19 protein-coding genes are annotated in these 18,819 nt (G+C 68.8%); 12 read left to right on the plus strand and 7 right to left on the minus strand.

Going from position 1 to position 18,819, the window contains the following annotated elements; all coding sequences use genetic code 11:
• Positions 1 to 6 precede the first annotated feature (6 nt).
• From AC1DKV_RS20130 to AC1DKV_RS20165, 8 genes are all read left to right on the plus strand, one after another.
• Positions 7 to 948: a 2-hydroxyacid dehydrogenase gene (locus AC1DKV_RS20130; protein WP_441617414.1), complete on the plus strand. Its 942-nt coding sequence runs from the start codon at positions 7 to 9 to the stop codon at positions 946 to 948.
• 61 nt (positions 949 to 1,009) lie between these two features.
• Positions 1,010 to 1,954, plus strand: coding sequence for a hydroxymethylglutaryl-CoA lyase (locus tag AC1DKV_RS20135; RefSeq protein ID WP_477137840.1), 945 nt, complete (start codon positions 1,010 to 1,012; stop codon positions 1,952 to 1,954).
• A gap of 21 nt (positions 1,955 to 1,975) precedes the next feature.
• Positions 1,976 to 2,509 carry a YbaK/EbsC family protein gene (locus tag AC1DKV_RS20140; protein ID WP_441617418.1) on the plus strand — a complete coding sequence of 178 codons (534 nt, stop codon included), beginning with the start codon at positions 1,976 to 1,978 and terminating at the stop codon, positions 2,507 to 2,509.
• Between the two features lie 36 nt (positions 2,510 to 2,545).
• Positions 2,546 to 2,818 (plus strand): DUF1289 domain-containing protein, encoded by a 273-nt coding sequence (locus AC1DKV_RS20145; protein WP_441617419.1) that lies wholly within the window; start codon positions 2,546 to 2,548, stop codon positions 2,816 to 2,818.
• A 50-nt stretch (positions 2,819 to 2,868) separates the two neighbouring features.
• Positions 2,869 to 3,561, plus strand: coding sequence for a DsbA family protein (locus tag AC1DKV_RS20150; RefSeq protein WP_477137841.1), 693 nt, complete (start codon positions 2,869 to 2,871; stop codon positions 3,559 to 3,561).
• An 82-nt stretch (positions 3,562 to 3,643) separates the two neighbouring features.
• Complete coding sequence (locus AC1DKV_RS20155; protein WP_477137842.1) at positions 3,644 to 4,576, plus strand: MBL fold metallo-hydrolase; 933 nt, start codon at positions 3,644 to 3,646, stop codon at positions 4,574 to 4,576.
• Between the two features lie 93 nt (positions 4,577 to 4,669).
• A complete protein-coding gene (locus AC1DKV_RS20160) occupies positions 4,670 to 5,281 on the plus strand; it encodes a hypothetical protein (RefSeq protein ID WP_441617424.1) in 612 nt (203 codons plus the stop codon).
• Positions 5,282 to 5,308: 27 nt separating this feature from the next.
• Positions 5,309 to 5,893: a GNAT family N-acetyltransferase gene (locus tag AC1DKV_RS20165; protein ID WP_441617425.1), complete on the plus strand. Its 585-nt coding sequence runs from the start codon at positions 5,309 to 5,311 to the stop codon at positions 5,891 to 5,893.
• Between the two features lie 4 nt (positions 5,894 to 5,897).
• Here AC1DKV_RS20165 and AC1DKV_RS20170 read toward each other — a convergent pair whose 3' ends face one another.
• Positions 5,898 to 7,478, minus strand: coding sequence for an ABC transporter substrate-binding protein (locus AC1DKV_RS20170; RefSeq protein ID WP_477137843.1), 1,581 nt, complete (start codon positions 7,476 to 7,478; stop codon positions 5,898 to 5,900).
• A gap of 297 nt (positions 7,479 to 7,775) precedes the next feature.
• Here AC1DKV_RS20170 and AC1DKV_RS20175 point away from each other — a divergent pair, with 297 nt between their 5' ends.
• Positions 7,776 to 8,399, plus strand: a complete 624-nt coding sequence (locus AC1DKV_RS20175; protein WP_477137844.1) for a glutathione S-transferase family protein — start codon at positions 7,776 to 7,778, stop codon at positions 8,397 to 8,399.
• Between the two features lie 22 nt (positions 8,400 to 8,421).
• Here AC1DKV_RS20175 and AC1DKV_RS20180 read toward each other — a convergent pair whose 3' ends face one another.
• From AC1DKV_RS20180 to AC1DKV_RS20205, 6 genes are all read right to left on the minus strand, one after another.
• Complete coding sequence (locus tag AC1DKV_RS20180) at positions 8,422 to 10,590, minus strand: TonB-dependent receptor (RefSeq protein ID WP_477137845.1); 2,169 nt, start codon at positions 10,588 to 10,590, stop codon at positions 8,422 to 8,424.
• A gap of 168 nt (positions 10,591 to 10,758) precedes the next feature.
• The gene (locus AC1DKV_RS20185) at positions 10,759 to 11,229 is read right to left on the minus strand and encodes a hypothetical protein (RefSeq protein WP_477137846.1); all 471 of its coding nucleotides are present in this window, start codon (positions 11,227 to 11,229) and stop codon (positions 10,759 to 10,761) included.
• A complete protein-coding gene (gene zigA, locus AC1DKV_RS20190; RefSeq protein ID WP_477137847.1) occupies positions 11,219 to 12,559 on the minus strand; it encodes a zinc metallochaperone GTPase ZigA in 1,341 nt (446 codons plus the stop codon). Before zigA ends, AC1DKV_RS20185 begins: the two co-directional genes overlap by 11 nt.
• A 294-nt stretch (positions 12,560 to 12,853) precedes the next feature.
• Positions 12,854 to 13,540: an RNA polymerase-binding protein DksA gene (gene dksA / locus AC1DKV_RS20195; protein WP_477137848.1), complete on the minus strand. Its 687-nt coding sequence runs from the start codon at positions 13,538 to 13,540 to the stop codon at positions 12,854 to 12,856.
• Between the two features lie 304 nt (positions 13,541 to 13,844).
• Entirely contained in the window at positions 13,845 to 14,924 is a 1,080-nt protein-coding gene (locus AC1DKV_RS20200; RefSeq protein WP_477137849.1) for a CobW family GTP-binding protein, read from the minus strand.
• Positions 14,925 to 15,024: 100 nt separating this feature from the next.
• On the minus strand, positions 15,025 to 15,546 hold the full coding sequence (locus AC1DKV_RS20205; protein WP_477137850.1) for a Fur family transcriptional regulator: 522 nt from the start codon (positions 15,544 to 15,546) through the stop codon (positions 15,025 to 15,027).
• Between the two features lie 237 nt (positions 15,547 to 15,783).
• Between AC1DKV_RS20205 and AC1DKV_RS20210 the strand changes: the two genes are divergently transcribed.
• The 3 genes from AC1DKV_RS20210 (at position 15,784) to hslV (ending at position 18,775) form a co-directional block, all read left to right on the plus strand.
• Positions 15,784 to 16,683 carry an alpha/beta fold hydrolase gene (locus AC1DKV_RS20210; protein WP_477137851.1) on the plus strand — a complete coding sequence of 300 codons (900 nt, stop codon included), beginning with the start codon at positions 15,784 to 15,786 and terminating at the stop codon, positions 16,681 to 16,683.
• A 309-nt stretch (positions 16,684 to 16,992) separates the two neighbouring features.
• Positions 16,993 to 17,979 (plus strand): tripartite tricarboxylate transporter substrate-binding protein, encoded by a 987-nt coding sequence (locus tag AC1DKV_RS20215; RefSeq protein ID WP_477137852.1) that lies wholly within the window; start codon positions 16,993 to 16,995, stop codon positions 17,977 to 17,979.
• A 259-nt stretch (positions 17,980 to 18,238) separates the two neighbouring features.
• Positions 18,239 to 18,775 (plus strand): ATP-dependent protease subunit HslV, encoded by a 537-nt coding sequence (gene hslV, locus AC1DKV_RS20220; RefSeq protein ID WP_441617445.1) that lies wholly within the window; start codon positions 18,239 to 18,241, stop codon positions 18,773 to 18,775.
• Positions 18,776 to 18,819: the final 44 nt, after the last annotated feature.

Here is an 18,819-nt window from a genome sequence, read left to right on the forward strand (position 1 = left end):
GAAGAGATGAAGTTGCAGCTGTATGTGCCGGACGGCCGTTACCAGCCCTGGACCGACGGTTTTGCCGAAGCCCTGCCCGAGGCGCAATGCGTGACCTGGGAAGACAGCAAGAACGAGCGCGCCGACTACGCCGTGGTGTGGCGCCCGCCGCTGGAAATGCTGCGCGGGCGCACCGACCTCAAGGCTGTGTTCAACCTTGGCGCCGGCGTGGACGGCATCCTGCGGCTGCGCGACGCTGACCCGCAGGCGCTGCCGGACGGCGTGCCCATCGTGCGCCTGGACGATGCGGGCATGGCTGCCCAGATGATCGAATACGTGACGCACGCGGTACTGCGCTACTTCCGCCGCCTCGACGAGTATTCGCTGGCCCAGCAGGCCGGCAACTGGCGCTTCCTCAAGCCGCATCGCCGCGCCGACTTCACCGTGGGCGTGATGGGCGTGGGCACGCTCGGCGCGCAGATCGCGCAGGCGCTGGCCGGCTTCGGCTTCCCGGTGCGCGGCTGGAGCCGCACGGCACGCGAGATCGAGGGCGTGCAGGGCTTCTCCGGCGAGGCTGGCCAGGCCGGGTTCCTGGACGGCCTGCGCGTGCTGGTCAATGTGCTGCCGCTGACGCCGGAAACCGAGAACATCCTGGACGCCGGGCTGCTCGGCAAGCTGGCCAAGGGCGCCTACCTGGTCAACGTGGCGCGCGGCCCGCACCTGGTCGAGGAAGACCTGCTGGCGGCCGTGCAGTCCGGCCAGATCGCCGGCGCCATGCTCGACGTGTTCCGTACCGAGCCGCTGCCGGCCGAGCATCCGTTCTGGCGCGAGCCGCGCATCACCATCACCCCGCATATCGCCGCGCTGACCCTGCGCGAAGACAGCATCGCCCAGATCGCCGGCAAGATCCGCGCGCTCGGCGCGGGCCAGCCGATCGCCGGCGTGGTCGACCTGCAGCGCGGTTACTGAAGACACACACAGGAGCGCGGCGTGCGCGCCGCGGTCGAAGACAGCACAAGGAGGAGACGCCATGACCCTGCCCAACTATGTGAAGATCGTCGAGGTCGGCCCGCGCGACGGGCTGCAGAACGAAAAGGCGATGGTGCCGACCGAGGTCAAGGTCGACCTGATCAACCGGCTCAGCGATGCCGGCTTCGTCAATATCGAGGCGGCCTCGTTCGTCTCGCCCAAATGGGTGCCGCAGATGGCCGACGGCGCCGACGTGATGGCGCGCATCCAGCGCCGCCCGGGCACGCTGTATTCGGTGCTCACGCCCAACCTCAAGGGCTTCGAGGGCGCGGTGGCCGCCGGGGCGGACGAGGTGGTGATCTTCGGCGCCGCCAGCGAGGCCTTCTCGCAGAAGAACATCAACTGCTCGATCGCCGAGTCCATCGCGCGCTTCGAGCCGGTGGCCGCCGCCGCCAAGGATAAAGGCCTGCGCCTGCGCGCCAGCATCTCGTGCGCGCTGGGCTGCCCCTACCAGGGCGAAGTGCCGGTGCACGCGGTGGTGKACGTGGTGCGCCGCATGCGCGAGCTTGGCTGCGACGAGATCGACATCGCCGACACCATCGGCGTGGGCACGCCCGGCCGCGTGCAGGAAGTCATGCACGCGGCGGCGGCGGAGTTCCCGGCCGACCGCCTCTCGGGCCATTTCCACGATACCTACGGCCAGGCGCTGTCCAATATCCTGGCCAGCATGCAGGCCGGCATCTCGACCTTCCACGCCTCGGTCGCCGGTCTCGGCGGCTGCCCTTACGCCAAGGGCGCKACCGGCAATGTCGCCACCGAAGATGTGTTGTACATGCTGCACGGCATGGGCATCCACACCGGGATCGACCTGGAGCAGGTGGTGCGCGCCGGCGATTTCATCTCGCAGTCCATCGGCCGCGCCAACAGCTCGCGCGTGGGCCGCGCGCTGCTGTCCAAGTGGGCGGCGGCCGCCGATGCCGCTGGCGCCGCGCCTGCCTGCGTGTGAGACAGATACGGAACAGATGATATGAACGATCGCTCCCTGCATGGCTCCCTGGATAGCGCTGATGCGTCGGCGACGCTGCCCGAGGCGGCCCAGCGCGTGGCCGGCCTGCTGGCCGGCCTGGGCCACGCCAAGCCCGTGGTGATGCTGCCGGCCACCGGCAAGACCTCGGCCGAGGCCGCGGCCGGCCTCGGCTGCTCGGTGGCCGAGATCGCCAAGTCCATCATATTCCGCCGCGTMGCCGACGATGCGCCGGTGCTGGTGATCGCCAGCGGCAGCAACCGCGTCGACGAGGCCAAGGTGGCCGCCGTGGTCGGGCCGCTCGGCAAGGCCGATGCGAAATTCGTGCGCGAGAAGACCGGCTATGCCATCGGCGGCGTCTGCCCGATCGGCCACGCGGTGGCGCCGGTGATGCTGCTCGACAGCGACCTGTTCCGCTACGACAGCCTGTGGGCTGCCGCCGGCCATCCGCACGCGGTGTTCAACCTCACCCCGCAGGAGCTGCAGCGCATGACCGGGGCCGCGGTGGCTGACGTGGCGCAGCGCGGGCTGGCATGATGCCGCGGCGTGCCCACCGCGGCTGGCACTGACGCCATGTCGCGGCTTTCCCGCCTGGTCGCCGAGCTGACGCGCGGCGCGCAAGCCGCGCAGCACGCGCAGCCGGTGCCGTCGCCGTGCCGCAATGTCTGCCGCATGGATACGGCCAGCGGCTACTGCGAAGGCTGCCTGCGTACCATCGAGGAAATCGCCGCCTGGTCCGGCAGCGACGACGCCGGCAGGCGCGCGACCTGGGCGCGCCTGCCCGCCCGCGCCGCGCAACTGGCGGCGCAGGCCTGCGCGGGACCGCGCGCCTGCGACACCGACTGAGGTTTCCCGACAGAAGTTTCCCGACAGAAGTTTCCCGACTGAGGTTGCCCATGACTGCTGTCCACGATCCTGCTGTCATCGATTGGTACTTCGACCCGATCTCGCCGTTCTCCTATCTCGCCTTCGAACGGCTGCCGCGCGTGCTGCCGGCCGGTGCGCGGGTACGCTACGTGCCGGTGCTGTTCGCGGGCCTGCTGCGGCACTGGGGCAATGTCGGCCCGGCCGAGATCGCGCCGAAGCGCCGCTTCACCTTCGAGCATGTGGCCTGGATCGCGCACCGCGACGAGACCCCGCTCGCCATGCCCGCCGTGCACCCCTTCAATCCGCTGCCCCTGTTGCGGCTGGCGGTGGCGCTGGAGCTGGACGGCAGGCTGTCGCGCGAGACCCTGGCGCCGCTGTTCGGTTTCGTCTGGCAACAGGGGCGCGTGCCGCAGCAACAGGCGGATTTCGACGCGCTGTGCGCCACGCTGGGCGTACCCGCCGCTGCGCTGGCGCAGGAGGCGGTGAAGGCGCGCCTGCGCGAGCACGGCGAAGAGGCGGTGTCGCGCGGCGTGTTCGGCGTGCCCACCGCCATCGTGCAGGGGGRTGCCGCGGGGCAGCTGTTCTGGGGCCTGGACGCGCTCGACATGCTCGGCGCCCGGCTGCGGCAGGATCCGTTCTTTGCCTCCGCTGCATTTCGCGCCGCCGGCGCGCTGCCTGTMGGCCCGGGCCGCGCGGACGCGCCGAAGCCCGCCGGCCAGTAGCAGCGCAGCGGCACGACAAGCCGTACAAGAGCAAGAGCAAGAGCCGGAACAAGAGCAAGAACAAGAGACGAGACAACGCCAGATGCCCGAACCCTTCACGCCACCAGTCCTGCCGGCCACCCTGCGCGTGTTCGAGCGCGGCTGGCTGTCGGCCAACAACATCCTGTTCCTCGACGGCGACGACACCGCGCTGGTCGATTCGGGCTATGTCACGCATGCGCCGCAGACGCTGGCGCTGGTCGAGGCCGGCCTGCGCGGCCGGCCCCTGCGGCGCCTGGTGAACACCCACCTGCACTCCGACCATTGCGGCGGCAACGCCATCCTGCAGCGGCGCTGGCAGCCGCGCACGCTGATTCCGGCGGCGGAGGCCGCCGCCGTGCAAGGCTGGGATGACGACATGCTCAGTTATCGCGCCACCGGCCAGCAATGCGACCGTTTCGGCTTCGATGACGTGGTGCAGGACGGCGATGTGCTGCGCCTGGGCGGCATCGACTGGCAGGCGGTCGCCGCGCCCGGGCACGATCCGCACGCGGTGATGCTGTTCGCCCCGCAGGAGCGCATCCTGATCTCGGGCGACGCGCTGTGGGAGAACGGCTTMGGCGTGATCTTTCCCGAACTCGACGGCGAGAGCGGCTTCGCCGAGCAGGCTGCGGTGCTGGAGCGTATCGCCACGCTCGGCGCGCGCGTGGTGATACCCGGCCACGGCCGGCCCTTCACCAATCTGGCCGCCGCGCTCGACGTGGCCGGCGCCCGCCTGGCCTACCTGCGCGCCGACCCCGCGCGCAACGCCGCGCATGCGGTCAAGGTGCTGCTGAAGTTCAAGCTGCTCGAGCAGCAGCGCATGCCGTATGGCGCGCTGCTGGCATGGATGGAGCAGACGCCGCTGATGCAACGCATCCATGCCCGCTTCATGGACGGCGAGGATCTTGGCGGCATGCTCGGGCGCATGCTGGCGTCGCTGGTGAAGGCCGGTGCGCTGGCGATGGAAGGCGCGGACGTCTGCAATCGCGACTGAGCGGCGGCGGCGCCCTCGTTTTCCGTTTGATCGCGCCAGCCGGACGCCGTAGCATGTAGGCAAGCGCCCCGACCATTTGCGAGGAAGCCGCCGATGCCTGTMTTTCCCGTCGTATTGCTCCAGCCCCTGGTTGCCCATCTTTCGCCCTCTGCGATCCACGCGCACGGCGCCGACCTGCTGGTCGAACTGGCCCCCTTCCTGCTCGGCGGCGCACAGGTGCGCACCGCGCTGCGGCTCGACGGCCTGAGCCTGCCCAGCCGCAGCCTGGCAGAGCTGGCGGGCAGGCGCCTGCGTTTTCCGCTCAATCCCGAGCCGGGCTACATCGACGGCTCGCTCTATGTGGAAGGCCGTCACCACGCGGTCGACGTCAGCGAGCTGCGCTTCGGCGAGCTCGACGCGCAGGGTCTCGACGTGGCGATCGAAGGCCGCATTCATTTCGATGACGGCGCCGGTTTCGACGACACCGCGCTGAGCCTGGCGGCCCGCATCGCCGCGCCGCTGTCCGAGCCCGAGCTCGATGCCGCGATCGACCGCGCCGCGGCCGAGGCAGGCATCGCCAGCGCGCGCCAGGCCGGCAAGGCGATGGCGATCCTCAGCCGCGATCCGCGCCTGCGCCATGCCGACATGGCCCTGCTGCATGCGCGCGTGCAGGCCCGCCTGCTGATCGCCGGGGCAATGGCCCGCGGCGGCGGGTCCCGGCGCTGAACGGTGACAGGAACGCGAGGACACACCATGCAAGCGCTCCACGGCCAGGGCTTCCAGCTTCGTCCGTTTCGCTACACCGACGTGCCGCAGTTCGTCGCGGCCGTGCATGAATCGCTCGACACCGTGGGCAAGTGGATGCCCTGGTGCCACGCCAGCTACAGCGTGCGCGATGCCGAGAGCTGGTTCGACATGTGCACGGAAGCCATGGGCACCGGCGAAGCCTATGACATCGGCGTGTTCGCGCCGGACGGCAGGGAGCTGTACGGCGGCGTCTCCATCAACCAGATCAACCGCGACTACAACTTCGGCAACCTCGGCTACTGGATACGGCAGAGCCGCCAGCGCCAGGGGCTTGGCGCGCGCGCGGCCGACCTGATGGCCTGCTACGGATTCCACCGGCTCGGGCTGACGCGGCTCGAGGTGGTCGCCGCGGAGAACAATGTGCTCAGCCGCGCGGTGGCGGAGAAGATCGGCGCGCAGTTCGAATGCATCGCACGCAACCGGCTGGTGCTGCACGGGGTACCGTGCGCGGCGGCAATGTACTCGCTKGTACCGCCGTGGTACCAGGCTGCCGGCCAGGCCGGCAGCGCGCGGAAATCAGGCGCCGCGTGAGGCGCTACTTCGTGATGGCGAACGCGTAGGTCCGTTCATCCTGCCTCGGCACCACCTTGTAGCCCTTCCTGGCCGCCCAGACATTGATCTGGAAATACAGCGGGATCACGCCATAGTCCTTGATCCCGACCTCGGTCGCCTCCTGCAGCAGCTTCTCGCGCGCACGGTCGTCGATGGTGGTCAGCGCGGTGGTCAGCTTGGCATCGAGTGCGGCATTGCTGTAGCGCCCGCGGTTGGATGCGCCCCAGCCGCGGGCGGGATCGTAGGTGGCCAGCAATGACTTGAGCGAGGAGCCGGCTTCGCCGGTGTCGGCGCCCCAGCCGGCCAGCATGAAGGAGAAGTCGAGCTTGTTGGCGCGCGTGAAGAAGGTGGCGGACGGCATGGCTTCGACGCGCGTCTGGATGCCGACGCGCGCGAGCATCGAGGCGATGGCCTGCGCCACCTGCTCGTCGTTGACGTAGCGGTTGTTGGGCGCGTGCAGGGTAAGCTGGAAGCCGTCCGGGTAGCCGGCATCGGCCAGCAGCTTCCTGGCCGCGGMGGCGTCGAAGGTGTCTGGCTTGAGCGACGGCACGTAGCCGAACAGCGTGGAGTTKACCAGCTGGCCGGTGGGCTCGGCGGCGCCTTCCATCACGCGCTCGACGATGGCCTGGCGCGAGATGGCATGCGAGATGGCCGCGCGCACGCGCGGGTCCTTGAGCGGGTTCCTGGCGAGCGGCTTGCCGGCCTTGTCGGCGGCGAAGGGCGTGACGTCGCGGTTGCTGTCCAGGTGCAGGTACATCATGCGGAAGGTCGGCACCTTGAACACGCTCACGTTCGGATCCGAGGAGAGCTTCCGGATATCCGAGGTGGGCACGTTCTCGATGACCTGCACGTCGCCGGCCAGCAGCGCGGCCACGCGCGGGGCGTCGCTGGTGAGGATGCGCAGCGAGACGGTGTCCCACTCGGGCTTGTTGCCCCAGTAATTGTCGTTGCGGGCCAGCTCGATGCGGTCGCCCTTGCGGAAGCTGACGAACTTGAAAGGCCCGGTGCCGACCATGGCGCGGCCGCTGTTGAAGTCGTCGCCGGTGGCATTCTCGGCGACCTTCTTCGACACCATGTAGATGGTGGAGAGGTCGTTGGGCACCAGCGGGTACGGCCCGTTGGTGGTGATGCGCACGGTCAGCTTGTCGACCGCGACGATGTCCTTGAAGCCCTTGGTGTAGATGGTGTACGGCGAGGGGCTGTTCTTGACGGTGGCGGGGCGGTTGAGCGAATAGACCACGTCGGCCGAGGTGAATTCGCTGCCGTCGTGGAATTTCACGCCGGGGCGCAGCTTGATTTCCCAGGTGGTGTCGTCGACCGGCTTCCAGGACAGCGCCAGGGCGGGCTTGAAGCGCATCTTCTCGTCCTTGGCGATCAGCGCTTCGAACATGTGCTCGGCCACGTTCGCATTGGGCGTGACGTTGTGATAGTGCGGGTCGAGCGAGGTGATGTCGCCGGACAGGCCGATGGTCAGCCCGGCGGCCATGGCGGACGGGGAGAGCGATGCGCAGGCGAGGCTTGTGGCGAGTGCTGCGGCGCCAAGGGCGCGGCGGATGATGGTCATCGGGTGGTCCCTGTTGGCTTGGAGCGGTGAGGCATTGTCGGGACTCGCCGGCGCGGGTGTCAAGGCGGGCCGACCCGCAGCGCCGGATGCACCGCGGCGAGGCGGCGATGCACGCTGCGCGTGCTTCTTTCCGCGTGCCTTGCCGCGCTTTCACCGTGGCAAGGCACGGGCGCGGTGCGACTGGCCTGCCGCGAATCGGCGCGACTGTCCCTGTGCGGCCTGGCGGCCTGGCCGTATATTGGATGCAGCGCGCGCAGCCGCGCTGTCCGCMAATGCAACTGCAAGCTCCCGACGACCATGCTGAAGATCCTGGGAAAGGCCTCCTCCATCAATGTGCGCAAGGTGCTGTKGTGCTGCGACGAACTTGGCCTGCCCTTTGAGCGCGAGGACTGGGGCTCGGGCTTTCGCGCTACCGATACGCCGGCGTTCCTGGCGCTCAATCCCAACGCGATGGTGCCCGTGCTCGACGACGGCGGCTTCGTGCTGTGGGAGTCGAACGCCATCATCCGCTACCTGGCGGCGCAATACGGCGGCGCGGCCATCTATCCCGCCGCCCCGCGCGTGCGCGCGCGCATCGACCAGTGGATCGACTGGCAGGCGTCGGAGCTGAACCCCGCCTGGCGGTACGCCTTCATGGCACTGGCGCGGCAGTCGCCAGCGCATCAGGACGCTGCGCTGGTCGAGGCGTCCGTCGCAGGCTGGTCGCGCTGCATGGGCATCCTCGAGCGGCAACTCGCCGCCACCGGCGGCTATGCCGCCGGCAGCAGTTTCTCGCTCGCCGATATCCCGCTCGGCCTCTCGGTCAACCGGTGGTACGCCACGCCGCTGGCGCACCCGGACTATCCCGCGGTGGCGGCGTACTTCGCACGCTTGCGTGGCCGCGCGGGGTTTGCCCGGCACGGTTGCAACGGCATTTCCTGAGGCGGGCGGCCTGCGCCGCCGCTCAGAACGAGGTGCGCAAGCCGATCTTGACGTTGCGTCCCGCCAGCGGCGCGATGTCGCGCAGGATCGAGGTCGAACTGCGGGCGTCCTGGTTGGTCAGGTTGTCGCCGCGCAGGTAGATCAGCGTCTGGGTGCCGGCCATCTTGAACTTGTAGGTGATGGACAGGCCGAGCAAGGTATAGCCGTCGGTGGGCGTGTCGTTGGCCGGCACGCGCGATTGCCGCGCGGCGTAGGTCACGTCCGCGCGCGCGCCCCAGGGCCCCGCGCCGTAGACGATCGCGCCGCCCAGGCGCAGCGGCGACAGGCGCGGCAGCGGCTCGCCGGTGGCGCGGTTCTCGCCGTGCACGTAGTCGGCGCGCGCTTCCAGGTCGACGGTGTCGCTGCCGGTCAGCAGCTTCTGCGCCACGCGCGCGCGGCCTTCGGCCTCGAATCCATACAGCGTGGCCGGCACGCCCATGTACTGCATCACCGGCAGCGCGCCGGCGCTGCCGGGCGTCACGAAATCGCCTTCCGCGTCGCGCGCGGTGCCGGTATTGGTCAGCGCCAGGTAGTTCGAGAAGCGGMTGTAGTAGCCAGAGATGCCGGCGCTGTGCGGGCCGGACTTGAAGCGCAGGCCCAGGTCCAGCGAGGTGGCGCGTTCCTTGGCGGCGTTGGGGTCGCCTTGCTCCCACGAGCCGGTGGCCACGTGGGGGCCGTTGGCGTAGAGCTCGTAGAAGGTGGGAGCGCGCTCGGTGTAGGCCAGGTTGCTGGTCAGCGACCAGGCCGGGGCCAGCTTGTAGAGCAGGCCGGCCGAGGCGCTGCCGGCGTTGAAGCTGCGGCTGGCGTCGGAAAAGCGGTCGTTGCCGTCGGCATGTGCCTTGACGCTGGTGTGGTCCATGCGGCCGCCCAGGTTGAGCTTGAGGTCGCCGTCGGCGGTCAGCGGCATTTCCTCGAAGATGAACAGGGCGGCGTTGTCGGTGTCGGTGCTCGGCACGAAGGCTTCCTCGCCCAGCGCCGAAAAGCGTGTCGAGCCGAACTGGGTGCCGATCACGCCGGTCATGTTGCCGATGCGCGCATGCTTGGCTTCGAAGCGCGCGTCCCAGCCGTTGTTCTTGAAGATGGTGCCGGTCTGGCCGGACTCGATTTCCTTGTGCTCGTAGTCGGTATAGCTGAACTTGCCCTTGACCGACTCGATGAAGCCGCCGGTCTGGTTGGCCAGGTTGCGCGCTTCTCCCTCGAGCGCGAAGCGCTGCTGGCGCATCTGCAGGCGCACGTCGTCCTCGGCCGGGKTGCCGTACTCGTTGTGGTACTCGCTGTAGTTGGCGCCGACGAAGCCGTCGACCCAGGTGTAGGAGCCGCCCAGCGAGCCGCCTTGCTGCTGTGCGTTGCTGTTGGGCAGGCGGCCGTAGGCCTCGGATTCGCCTGCGGGCAGCGGCTGGCTGTTGCGCAGGCTGGCGCTGCGCGCATAGCCGGGGATGCGCAGGTCGCTGGTCTTGCGCACGAAGCCGTCGGCGTGGACGGCGAACTGCCCGTTGCCGGCCTCGACCAGCCCGCTGGTGCCGCGCGCGCCGTCGCCGCCGGCGGTCGCGCTGGCGTCCACCGTGCCGCTGACGCCCTCGATCGGCTCCTTGGGGATGCGGTTGTCGATCACGTTGACCACGCCGCCGATGGCGTTGCCGCCGTACATCAGCGCGGCCGGCCCGCGTACCACTTCGATGCGCTCGGCCACCAGCGGGTCCACCGGCACCGCGTGGTCGTTGGAAAGCGTGGAGGCGTCGATGGTGCTGCCGCCGTTCTGCAGCACCTTGATGCGGTCGCCGTCCAGGCCGCGGATGATCGGGCGGCTGGCGTTGGGGCCGAAATAACTGGAGGACACGCCCGGCAGCTTGTCCAGCGTCTCGCCCAGCGTGCTGGCCTGGCGTACGGCGAGGGCGTCGCCGCCGAGGCTGGAGACCGGCGCCACCAGGTCGGTGAGCTCGCTGCCGAGCGGATTGGCGGTGACCACCACTTCGCGCAGGGTCGCGGCTGCCGGGGTGGCGGCAGGGGCAGCGGTGGCGGAGGTGGCCGGCGCGGCGGGAGCGGCAGGCGTGCCCTGCGCCAGGGCGCAGGTGGAGGCCGAGGCGATCAGGGCCACGACGGCGGCCAGCGGCGTGCGCCGCAGGAAATATTCTTGTTGGAGGCGGTAAGACATGGCTCGCGGTGCTCTTGGATGCTGTCGAGCGCGCGGCGCCGGCGCCCGCACGTGTGCCTCGGGCTGCCCGGCGCGGCAGGAAGGCGCGGGCGGCGGCGGGCACGGATTGCGGATCGTGGCGCGTTGCGTCAGGGAACGGGCGGCGGCATGGCTGCCGCGGCCCGGAAATCAGGCGAGAGCGGAGACGGCCGGAGGCGCGCGCGAGTGGAAGGGCCTGGCCGGCGGCAGGTCAGGCTTGCGCCAGCCCTTGGTTGGCGGCAGCGGGGATTGCAGGTGTGTCAGCGCCGGCAGGGCCGGCGTGCCGCAATGGCTTGCGGCCACGGTGGCGCCGTCGAACAGGACGCAGAAGTGCCCGGCCAGCTTGAGCGACAGCGGGGTGTCGGGTTCGGGCTGGGCCACGTGTCCGGACGCGCTGGCCGCGGCGGCGGCAACGGCGGCCGGGAATTCGTGCGTGGCGCTTTCGCGCTCGCCGGCCAGCGCCGGCGCATACAGCAGCCCGCCGTGATGGATGCGGTGGGTCAGCCCGGCATGCTGGGACAGCAGCAGGCATAGCGCCAGCCACAACGCCGGCCACAGGCCGAGGCCATGCGCGCGGCGGCGCTGCAGGCGCTGCCAGKGAGGCAGAGGCTTAGTGGCCATGCCCGCCGTGCCCGTCGTCGTGGCCATGCGCGTGACCATGCGCGTGGCCGTGATGATGGCCATGGCCGTGGTCATCGCAGCCGCAGTCGTCGCCATGCACGTGATCGTCGTCCAGGCCATCTTCCCAGGCCGGGAACGGGTCGGGGTAGCTCGCCCAGGCTTCGGGGCCRCCCGCCATCTCGGCATCGGTCAGCAGACAGGCGTCGAGCAGCGCTTCCAGCGCGGGGCGGTCTAGGTCCTGGCCGATCAGCACCAGTTCCTGGCGGCGGTMGCCGAAGGGAGCGGGCTGGCCGTCCACGGTCATGTCGGCTTGGATCTCGGCGCGGCTGTCTTCTTCCTCGGGCCATTCGGACGCATCCAGCGCGGCCCACCAGGCGCCGGCGCCGCCGTGGCGGCACACGCCGCCGGCCTGGCCCCAGGTGCCCGCCGTGTCCATGCGGGTGGCCAGCCAGAAGAAGCCCTTGGAGCGCAGCACGCTGCCGTGCTCGCGCAGCCATTCGGTGTGGATCAGGTCGGCGAAGCGCTGCGGGTGCAGGGGGCGGCGGCGGCGGTAGACGAAGCTGCCGATGCCGTAGGCCTCGCTTTCCGGCACATGCTCGCCACGCAGCTCGGCCAGCCAGCCGGGGGCGGCGGCGGCGGCGTCGAAGTCGAAGCGGCCGGTGTCGAGCACGCTGTCCAGCGCTACCTTGCCGAAGCTGGCCGGCACGATGGCCGCGCGCGGGTTGAGCGAATGCAGGATGCCGGTCAGGCGCGCGCGTTCGGTGTCGCTGACGAGGTCGAGCTTGTTGAGCACGATCACGTCGCAGAATTCCACCTGCTCGATCAGCAGGTCCACCACGGTGCGGTCGTCGTCCTCGTCGCGGGCCTGGCCGCGGTCCTGGAGGAAATCGGCTTCGTTGAAGTCCTGCAGGAAATGCGCGGCGTCGACCACCGTGACCATGGTGTCCAGGCGGGCGATGCTGTCCAGCGCCACGCCCTGCTCGTCCTCGAAGGTGAAGGTTTCGGCGACGGGCAGCGGTTCGGCCACGCCGGTGGATTCCACCAGCAGGTAGTCGAAGCGGCMTTCGCGCGCCAGCTTGCCGATCTCGGCGAGCAGGTCCTCGCGCAGCGTACAGCAGATGCAGCCGTTGGACAGCTCGATCAGGCGCTCGCCAGCCTGTGCCACCAGGCCGTCGCCGACCAGCCGGGCGTCGATGTTCACGTCCGCCAGGTCGTTGACGATCACCGCCACCCGCTTGCCTTCGCGGTTGGCGAGGATGTGGTTGAGCAGGGTGGTCTTGCMGGCACCGAGAAATCCGGACAGCACGGTGACGGGCAGGCGATCGGCCATGGCGGGAAGGCACGCCGGGAGAAGGCGCGCGTGTTATTGCAACAAAGTTGCGACTGTATCAGAAAGCGGGAGGTTCCGGGCCTTCCGGGCGCGTGGGGCGCACGAATCCTGCCGTCCCTAATGATAGGTCCGTGACTGTGACACCACAACGGCGTGTCGGGAAGCTGGCGCCCGCCCGGGCAACATGGAAGGCGGCGGGCCGCAAGCAGGGCCCCAATCGGCGCCCCAATCGGCGTCCCAAGCAAAACGGCCCGGAAAACCGGGCCGTCTGGGAGCGCGGGGGGCGGGGCCGGCTCAGTCGCCGAACAGCTTCTGGCGCAGTTCCCTGCGCTGCTGGGCTTCCAGCGAGAGCGTGGCGGTGGGGCGCGCCAGCAGGCGCGGCACGCCGATCGGCTCGCCGGTTTCCTCGCACCAGCCATAGTCGCCGGACTCGATGCGGGCCAGTGATTGCTCGACCTTCTTGAGCAGCTTGCGCTCGCGGTCGCGCGTGCGCAGTTCGAGCGCGTGTTCTTCCTCGATGGTGGCGCGGTCAGCCGGATCCGGGACGATCACCGTTTCACGCAGGTGCTCGGTGGTCTGATCGGCGTTCTTCAGGATATCGTCGCGCAGCTGCTCAAGGCGATTCTTGAAAAAGGCGAGTTGCGCCTCGTTCATGTAATCCTTGTCGCCCATCTTCAGGATTTCAGCTTCAGTCAGAAGTTTATTGCTGCTCATGGTTGCTGCTGATTCTCTTGTTGATGCGACCGGCGGCGTCTTGGTCCGCTCGGGTGCAGTGTCCTGCCGCTTGCGCGGCTCGGACGTTTCGCTCTGGCTGGCTGCAKTCTTGCTGCTTTGCGTGCCTCCCTTGGCCTCGCCCGCACCGGCGTGCACCGTGCTGCCGCGGGGAGCAGGCGCAGCCTTGGTGGGCCGCGCCTTCAGCGTCTCGGCCGCAGCGCTACCGTTTTTGCTGCGGCTTTCTTTCGTTTTCGTTGCGGCTACCATGGGACACCTCTCTTTCTCGCGTCGGTCGATGTCGGCGCGGGAGGGGTGCCCCGGGCGGAAGGCGGTCCCCGCACGAAGCACTGCGACCGCACCTGCCGGCAGCCCGCCTCATGCTGACGACGACCGCCGCCCTGCATTGCGCGGATGCCGCAACCGAGGCTGCGTAACCCGCACTAAATCCAGACTATTGTACTTGAACAAAAATTTTGGAGATATGGGGGAAAAGCGGGGGAGTTTTCCCTGAGTTCCCACCCCCCTCGCCGGAGGGGGATGGCAGGGCAGGCCTTGGGCGCCCGCCGCGGGGTCAGGCCAGGCAGGTAGCCAGGCCCTTCAGGATGGCGTCCTTGGGCAGGTCCACGCCGATGAACACCATCTTGGTGCCGGGGGTTTCGTCGCCCCATTTGGCGCCGATATCGCTGCCCATGAGCTGGTGCACGCCCTGKAACACCACCTTGCGGTCGACCGCGTCCATGTACAGCACGCCCTTGTAGCGCAACAGGTGCTCGCCGTAGACCGACAGGATGCCGGACAGGAACTCCTCCAGCTTGCCATAGTTGAACGGCTTGTCGCTGCGGAAGACGAAGGAGCCGATGCGGTCGGTGTGATGGTGATGGTGGTGGTGGTCGTGCTGGTGACCGTGGCCATGATCGTGGCCGCAATCGTCCGCGCACTGGTCGCCGTGGGCGTGGTCGTGCCCATGGTCGTGCTCGTGCTCTTCCTCCTCGGCGCGCAGGAAATCGGGGTCGATCTCCAGCTTTTMGTTCAGGTTGAAGCCGCGCAGGTCGAAGATCGTGTCGATCGGCGCCTCGCCGAAATGCGCCGTGCGCACCGGCGCGCGCGGGTTCATGTGCAGCAGGCGGTGGCGCAGATCGGCCATGTCGGCTTCCGGCACTAGGTCCGCCTTGGTGATGAAGATGGCATCGGCAAAGCCCACCTGGCGCTGCGCTTCTTCCTGCTTGTCGAGCTGCAGGTGGGCGTGCTTGGCGTCTACCAGGGTGATCACGGCGTCCAGCAGGTAGCGCTGGGCGATCTCGTCGTCCATGAAGAAGGTCTGGGCCACCGGGCCGGGGTTGGCCACGCCGGTGGTCTCGATCACCACGCGGTCGAAATCGATCTCGCCGGCGTCGCGCCGGGTCACAAGCTGCGACAGCGCGGCCACCAGGTCGCCGCGGATGGTGCAGCAGATGCAGCCGTTGCTCATCTGCACGATCTGTTCGCGGCCATCCTGCACGAGGATTTMGTTGTCGATGTTTTCTTCGCCGAACTCGTTCTCGATCACGGCGATCTTCATGCCGTGCTGCTCGCTCAGGATGCGCTTGAGCAGGGTGGTCTTGCCGCTGCCGAGGAAGCCGGTCAGGATGGTGACCGGGATCAGTTTTGACATTGTTTTCTCCGGGAAGGGAATTCCGCCTGGCCTGGCGTGCGCGGGGCCGGTGTTGTTTGGGGTGATGCCGGGGGCATGTGCGGGCAAGCGGTGCGCAAGCTCATCCGGTGCGCCCGGGTGTGCGCGCGCCGCATTCGGCGCAGACGCCGTTGACGGTGAGCTCCACGTGCTCGACGGCGAATCCGCTCGGCACGCTGGGCGCCGACTGGGCCGGCACGCCGGCGCCATCCAGGCAGAAAGTGCGGTCGCAGCGGTTGCAGTGAAAGTGGCTGTGCTGCCGGTGCACCYGGGCGCGCGCGGCCTCGTGCTCGACCAGGCTGAAGCGGAATACGCGGTCGTGGCCGGCGCGCTTTTGCGCCAGGCCCTGCTCGACCAGCCAGTCCAGCACCCGGTAGACGGTKACGCGGTCGACCGCCTCGCCGTCGGCCGGCATGCGGTCGATCACTGCCTGGTGGGTGAGCGCTTCGTCGCTTTCCATCAGGCAGGCCAGGATGCCCAGGCGCGGCTGGGTGACGCGGGCGCCCAGTTCGCGCAGGCGCTCGTGGGCGGCTTCCAGGGTGGCCGCCGCCGGCGCCATGCTTGCGGCAGGCGTGGCCAGGTTGGGGATGGGGCTGCTGCTCATGGGCCGATTTAACCATAGCCCCCGTACTGATGCAATTCAGTTGCGTCAACTGCGCTTCGGCACAGGCCGCTTCCGGTGGCTGGCCGGTCTCGCGCCGGGCTTGCCCCGGCAGCGTCCCGKGAGCGGCTATCATCGGCAGCAGCAGGCCGCGCCGCGCATCCCGGGAGGGCTTCGCGCCCGGCGGCCCGCCGCATTGCCGCGCATGAATTGACGCAGATCCGCCAGGAGACTCCGAAGATGCAGAACGATGCCAGTGCCCTGCTGTTCCCCAATTTCKAGCCGTTCCGCATGCAGGTCGGCGAGGTGACCATCGCCGGCGTGCAKGGCGGCTCGGGCCCGCCCTTGCTGCTGTTGCACGGCCATCCGCAAAGCCACCTGATCTGGCACAAGGTGGCGCCAGCGCTGGCCGACCGCTTCACCKTCATCGCCACCGACCTGCGCGGCTACGGCGCCAGCGACGCGCCCCCGGGCAGCACCGGCCACGAGAACTACAGCAAGCGCACCATGGCGCAGGACCAGGTGGACCTGATGGCCCGCCTGGGCTTCGGCAGCTTCGCGCTGTGCGCGCACGACCGCGGCGCGCGCGTGGCGCACCGCCTGTGCATGGATCATCCGGGCGCCGTCACGCGCGCCATGCTGCTCGACATTGCGCCCACGCTGGCGATGTACGAGCGCACCAGCATGGCCTTTGCCGCAGCCTACTGGCACTGGTTCTTCCTGATCCAGCCGGCGCCGTTTCCCGAAACGCTGATCAATGCCGAGCCCGAGTTCTATCTCAAGAAGCTGATGGGCCTGCGCCAGGCCGGCCCCAGTCCCTTCGTCCCCGATGCAATGGCTGCCTACATTGCCGCCATGCGCGATCCGGCCCATGTGCACGCCATGTGCGAGGACTATCGCGCCGCGGCCACGGTCGACCTGGATCACGACCGCGCCGACCGGTCCGACGGCCGCCGCGTGGCAGGCCCGCTGCGCGTGCTGTGGGGCGAGCACGGCGTGGTGGCGCGCTGCTTCGAGCCGCTCTCGCTCTGGCAGGAGGTCGCCGCCGACGTCAGCGGCGGCGAGGTGCCGTGCGGTCACTACATTCCGGAGGAAGCGCCGGAGATCCTCCTGCGTGAGATGCTGGACTTCTTCTGCTGAAGGGAGGTTGCCGCGTAAATGCAGAAGCGGTGAAGAGAGAAGCGGTGAAGTTAAGATGTGATGAAAATGTATTCCCGGGTTTTTCCGGATATTTGACACTTTTCGACATTGATAGCATTGCGCTCCGGTTGCGCGGCGGTTGCCGCGGRCCGCATACGCTGTGCCTTGCGCCATGGTCGGCGCCGCCGTTCCGGACGGGGTCGGCGGCACAGGATCGGCGGCACAGGAGCGGCGGCGCCCGACAGGGCGCGCGCCGGTCCGGCCGGGACAGCGTGGAATGGGAATGAGCCGGGTATCCAGGAGAAAAGCATGAAACGAGTTGCACAGTTTGTAGCGGCCGCGCTGGCGGTTGGCGTGATGGGCGTAAATGCGGGCGCGCAGGCGCAGGAATTCCCGGGCAACAAGCCAGTGTCTGCCGTGGTGCCGTTCGCGGCGGGCGGTCCGACCGACAAGGTCGCGCGCGAGCTGGTCATGATCATGTCCAAGCACCTGGGCACCACGATGGTGATCGAGAACCTCGGCGGCGCCGGCGGCACCATCGGTGCCAAGAAGGTGGCGCAGTCCAAGAACGACGGCTACACCATCCTGATCCACCATATCGGCATGTCGACGGCGCCGGCGCTGTACCGCAACCTCGGTTTCGATCCCCTCAAGGATTTCGAAATGGTGGGCGAGATCGCTGACGTGCCGATGGTGATGGTCGGCAACAAGACCCTGCCGCCGAGCAACTTCAAGGACCTGCTGCCGTACATCAAGGCCAATTCGGCCAAGCTGTCGCTGGCCAACGCCGGCATCGGCTCGGCCTCGCACCTGTGCGGCCTGCTGTTCCAGAGCGCGATCCAGACCGAGCTGACCACGGTGCCCTACAAGGGCACGGCGCCGGCGCTGACCGACATCCTGGGTGGCCAGGTCAACCTGATGTGCGACCAGACCACCAATATCGCCGGCCAGCTCAAGGCAGGCGCGCTCAAGCCCTACGCCGCCATGCAGAGCCGCCGCGTGGAAGCCTTCAAGGACATCCCGACCGCGGCCGAGCAAGGCCTGCCGGGCGTGGAAGTGAAGATCTGGCACGCCATGTACGCGCCCAAGGGCACGCCCAAGCCGGTGGTGGACAAGCTGTCCGCCGCGCTGCAGAAGGCCGTGACCGACCCGACCTTCCGCGCCAAGATGGCCGAACTGGGTGCGGAAGCCGTGCCTGCCCCGCGCGCCACGCCGGATTCGCTGAAGACGCTCCTGACGGCCGAAATCAACAAGTKGACCCCGGTCATCAAGAAGGCCGGTGTCTATGCCGACTGATCTCGCGGCGCGATCCGGCGAGACCAGGCGCTGAATCCAGCGCCGGATGATGAAAAGGCCACGCGTGAGCGTGGCCTTTTTGCTTGCCGCTTCGCGCGGCCATCCGCCCGCCGCTTGGCGGCACCGCGGGTGTCTCGTCTATATTGGTCTGGTGCCCGTGCCCGGCAGGCGGCCCGGGTGGCACGGCCCGCACGGCGGCTCTTGAATTCGTGGGCACCCGTCGCCAAGTAGCCTCCAGGCATATTCACGCGAAGGCATCATGGAACAGTATCACGGCACTACCATCGTCAGYGTCCGGCGCGGCAACCAGGTTGCGCTGGGCGGTGACGGCCAGGTCACTCTGGGCAATATCGTGATGAAGGGCACCGCCCGCAAGGTGCGCCGCATCTACAACGGCAAGGTCCTGGTCGGCTTCGCCGGCAGCACMGCCGATGCGTTCTCGCTGCTCGACCGCTTCGAGGCCAAGCTGGAGAAATACCAGGGCAACCTGACCCGCGCCGCCGTCGATCTCGCCAAGGACTGGCGCTCKGACCGCGCGCTGCGCCGGCTCGAGGCCATGCTGATCACCGCCGACCGCGACACCACGCTGGTCATCACCGGCAACGGCGACGTGCTCGACCCCGAGGGCGGCATCGCCGCGATCGGCTCGGGCGGCGCCTATGCCCAGTCGGCCGCCAAGGCGCTGGTGGAGAACACCGAACTGGCCCCCAGGGATATCGTTGAAAAGTCGCTGGGCATCGCCGGCGAGCTCTGCATCTACACCAATACCAATTTCGTCATCGAGACGCTGGAATAAGCGTCGGCCGGCCGCGCTGCCCGCAGGCGCGCGCCGGTCCGTCC

The sequence above is a fragment of the Cupriavidus sp. 05T41 genome, assembly GCF_056396525.1.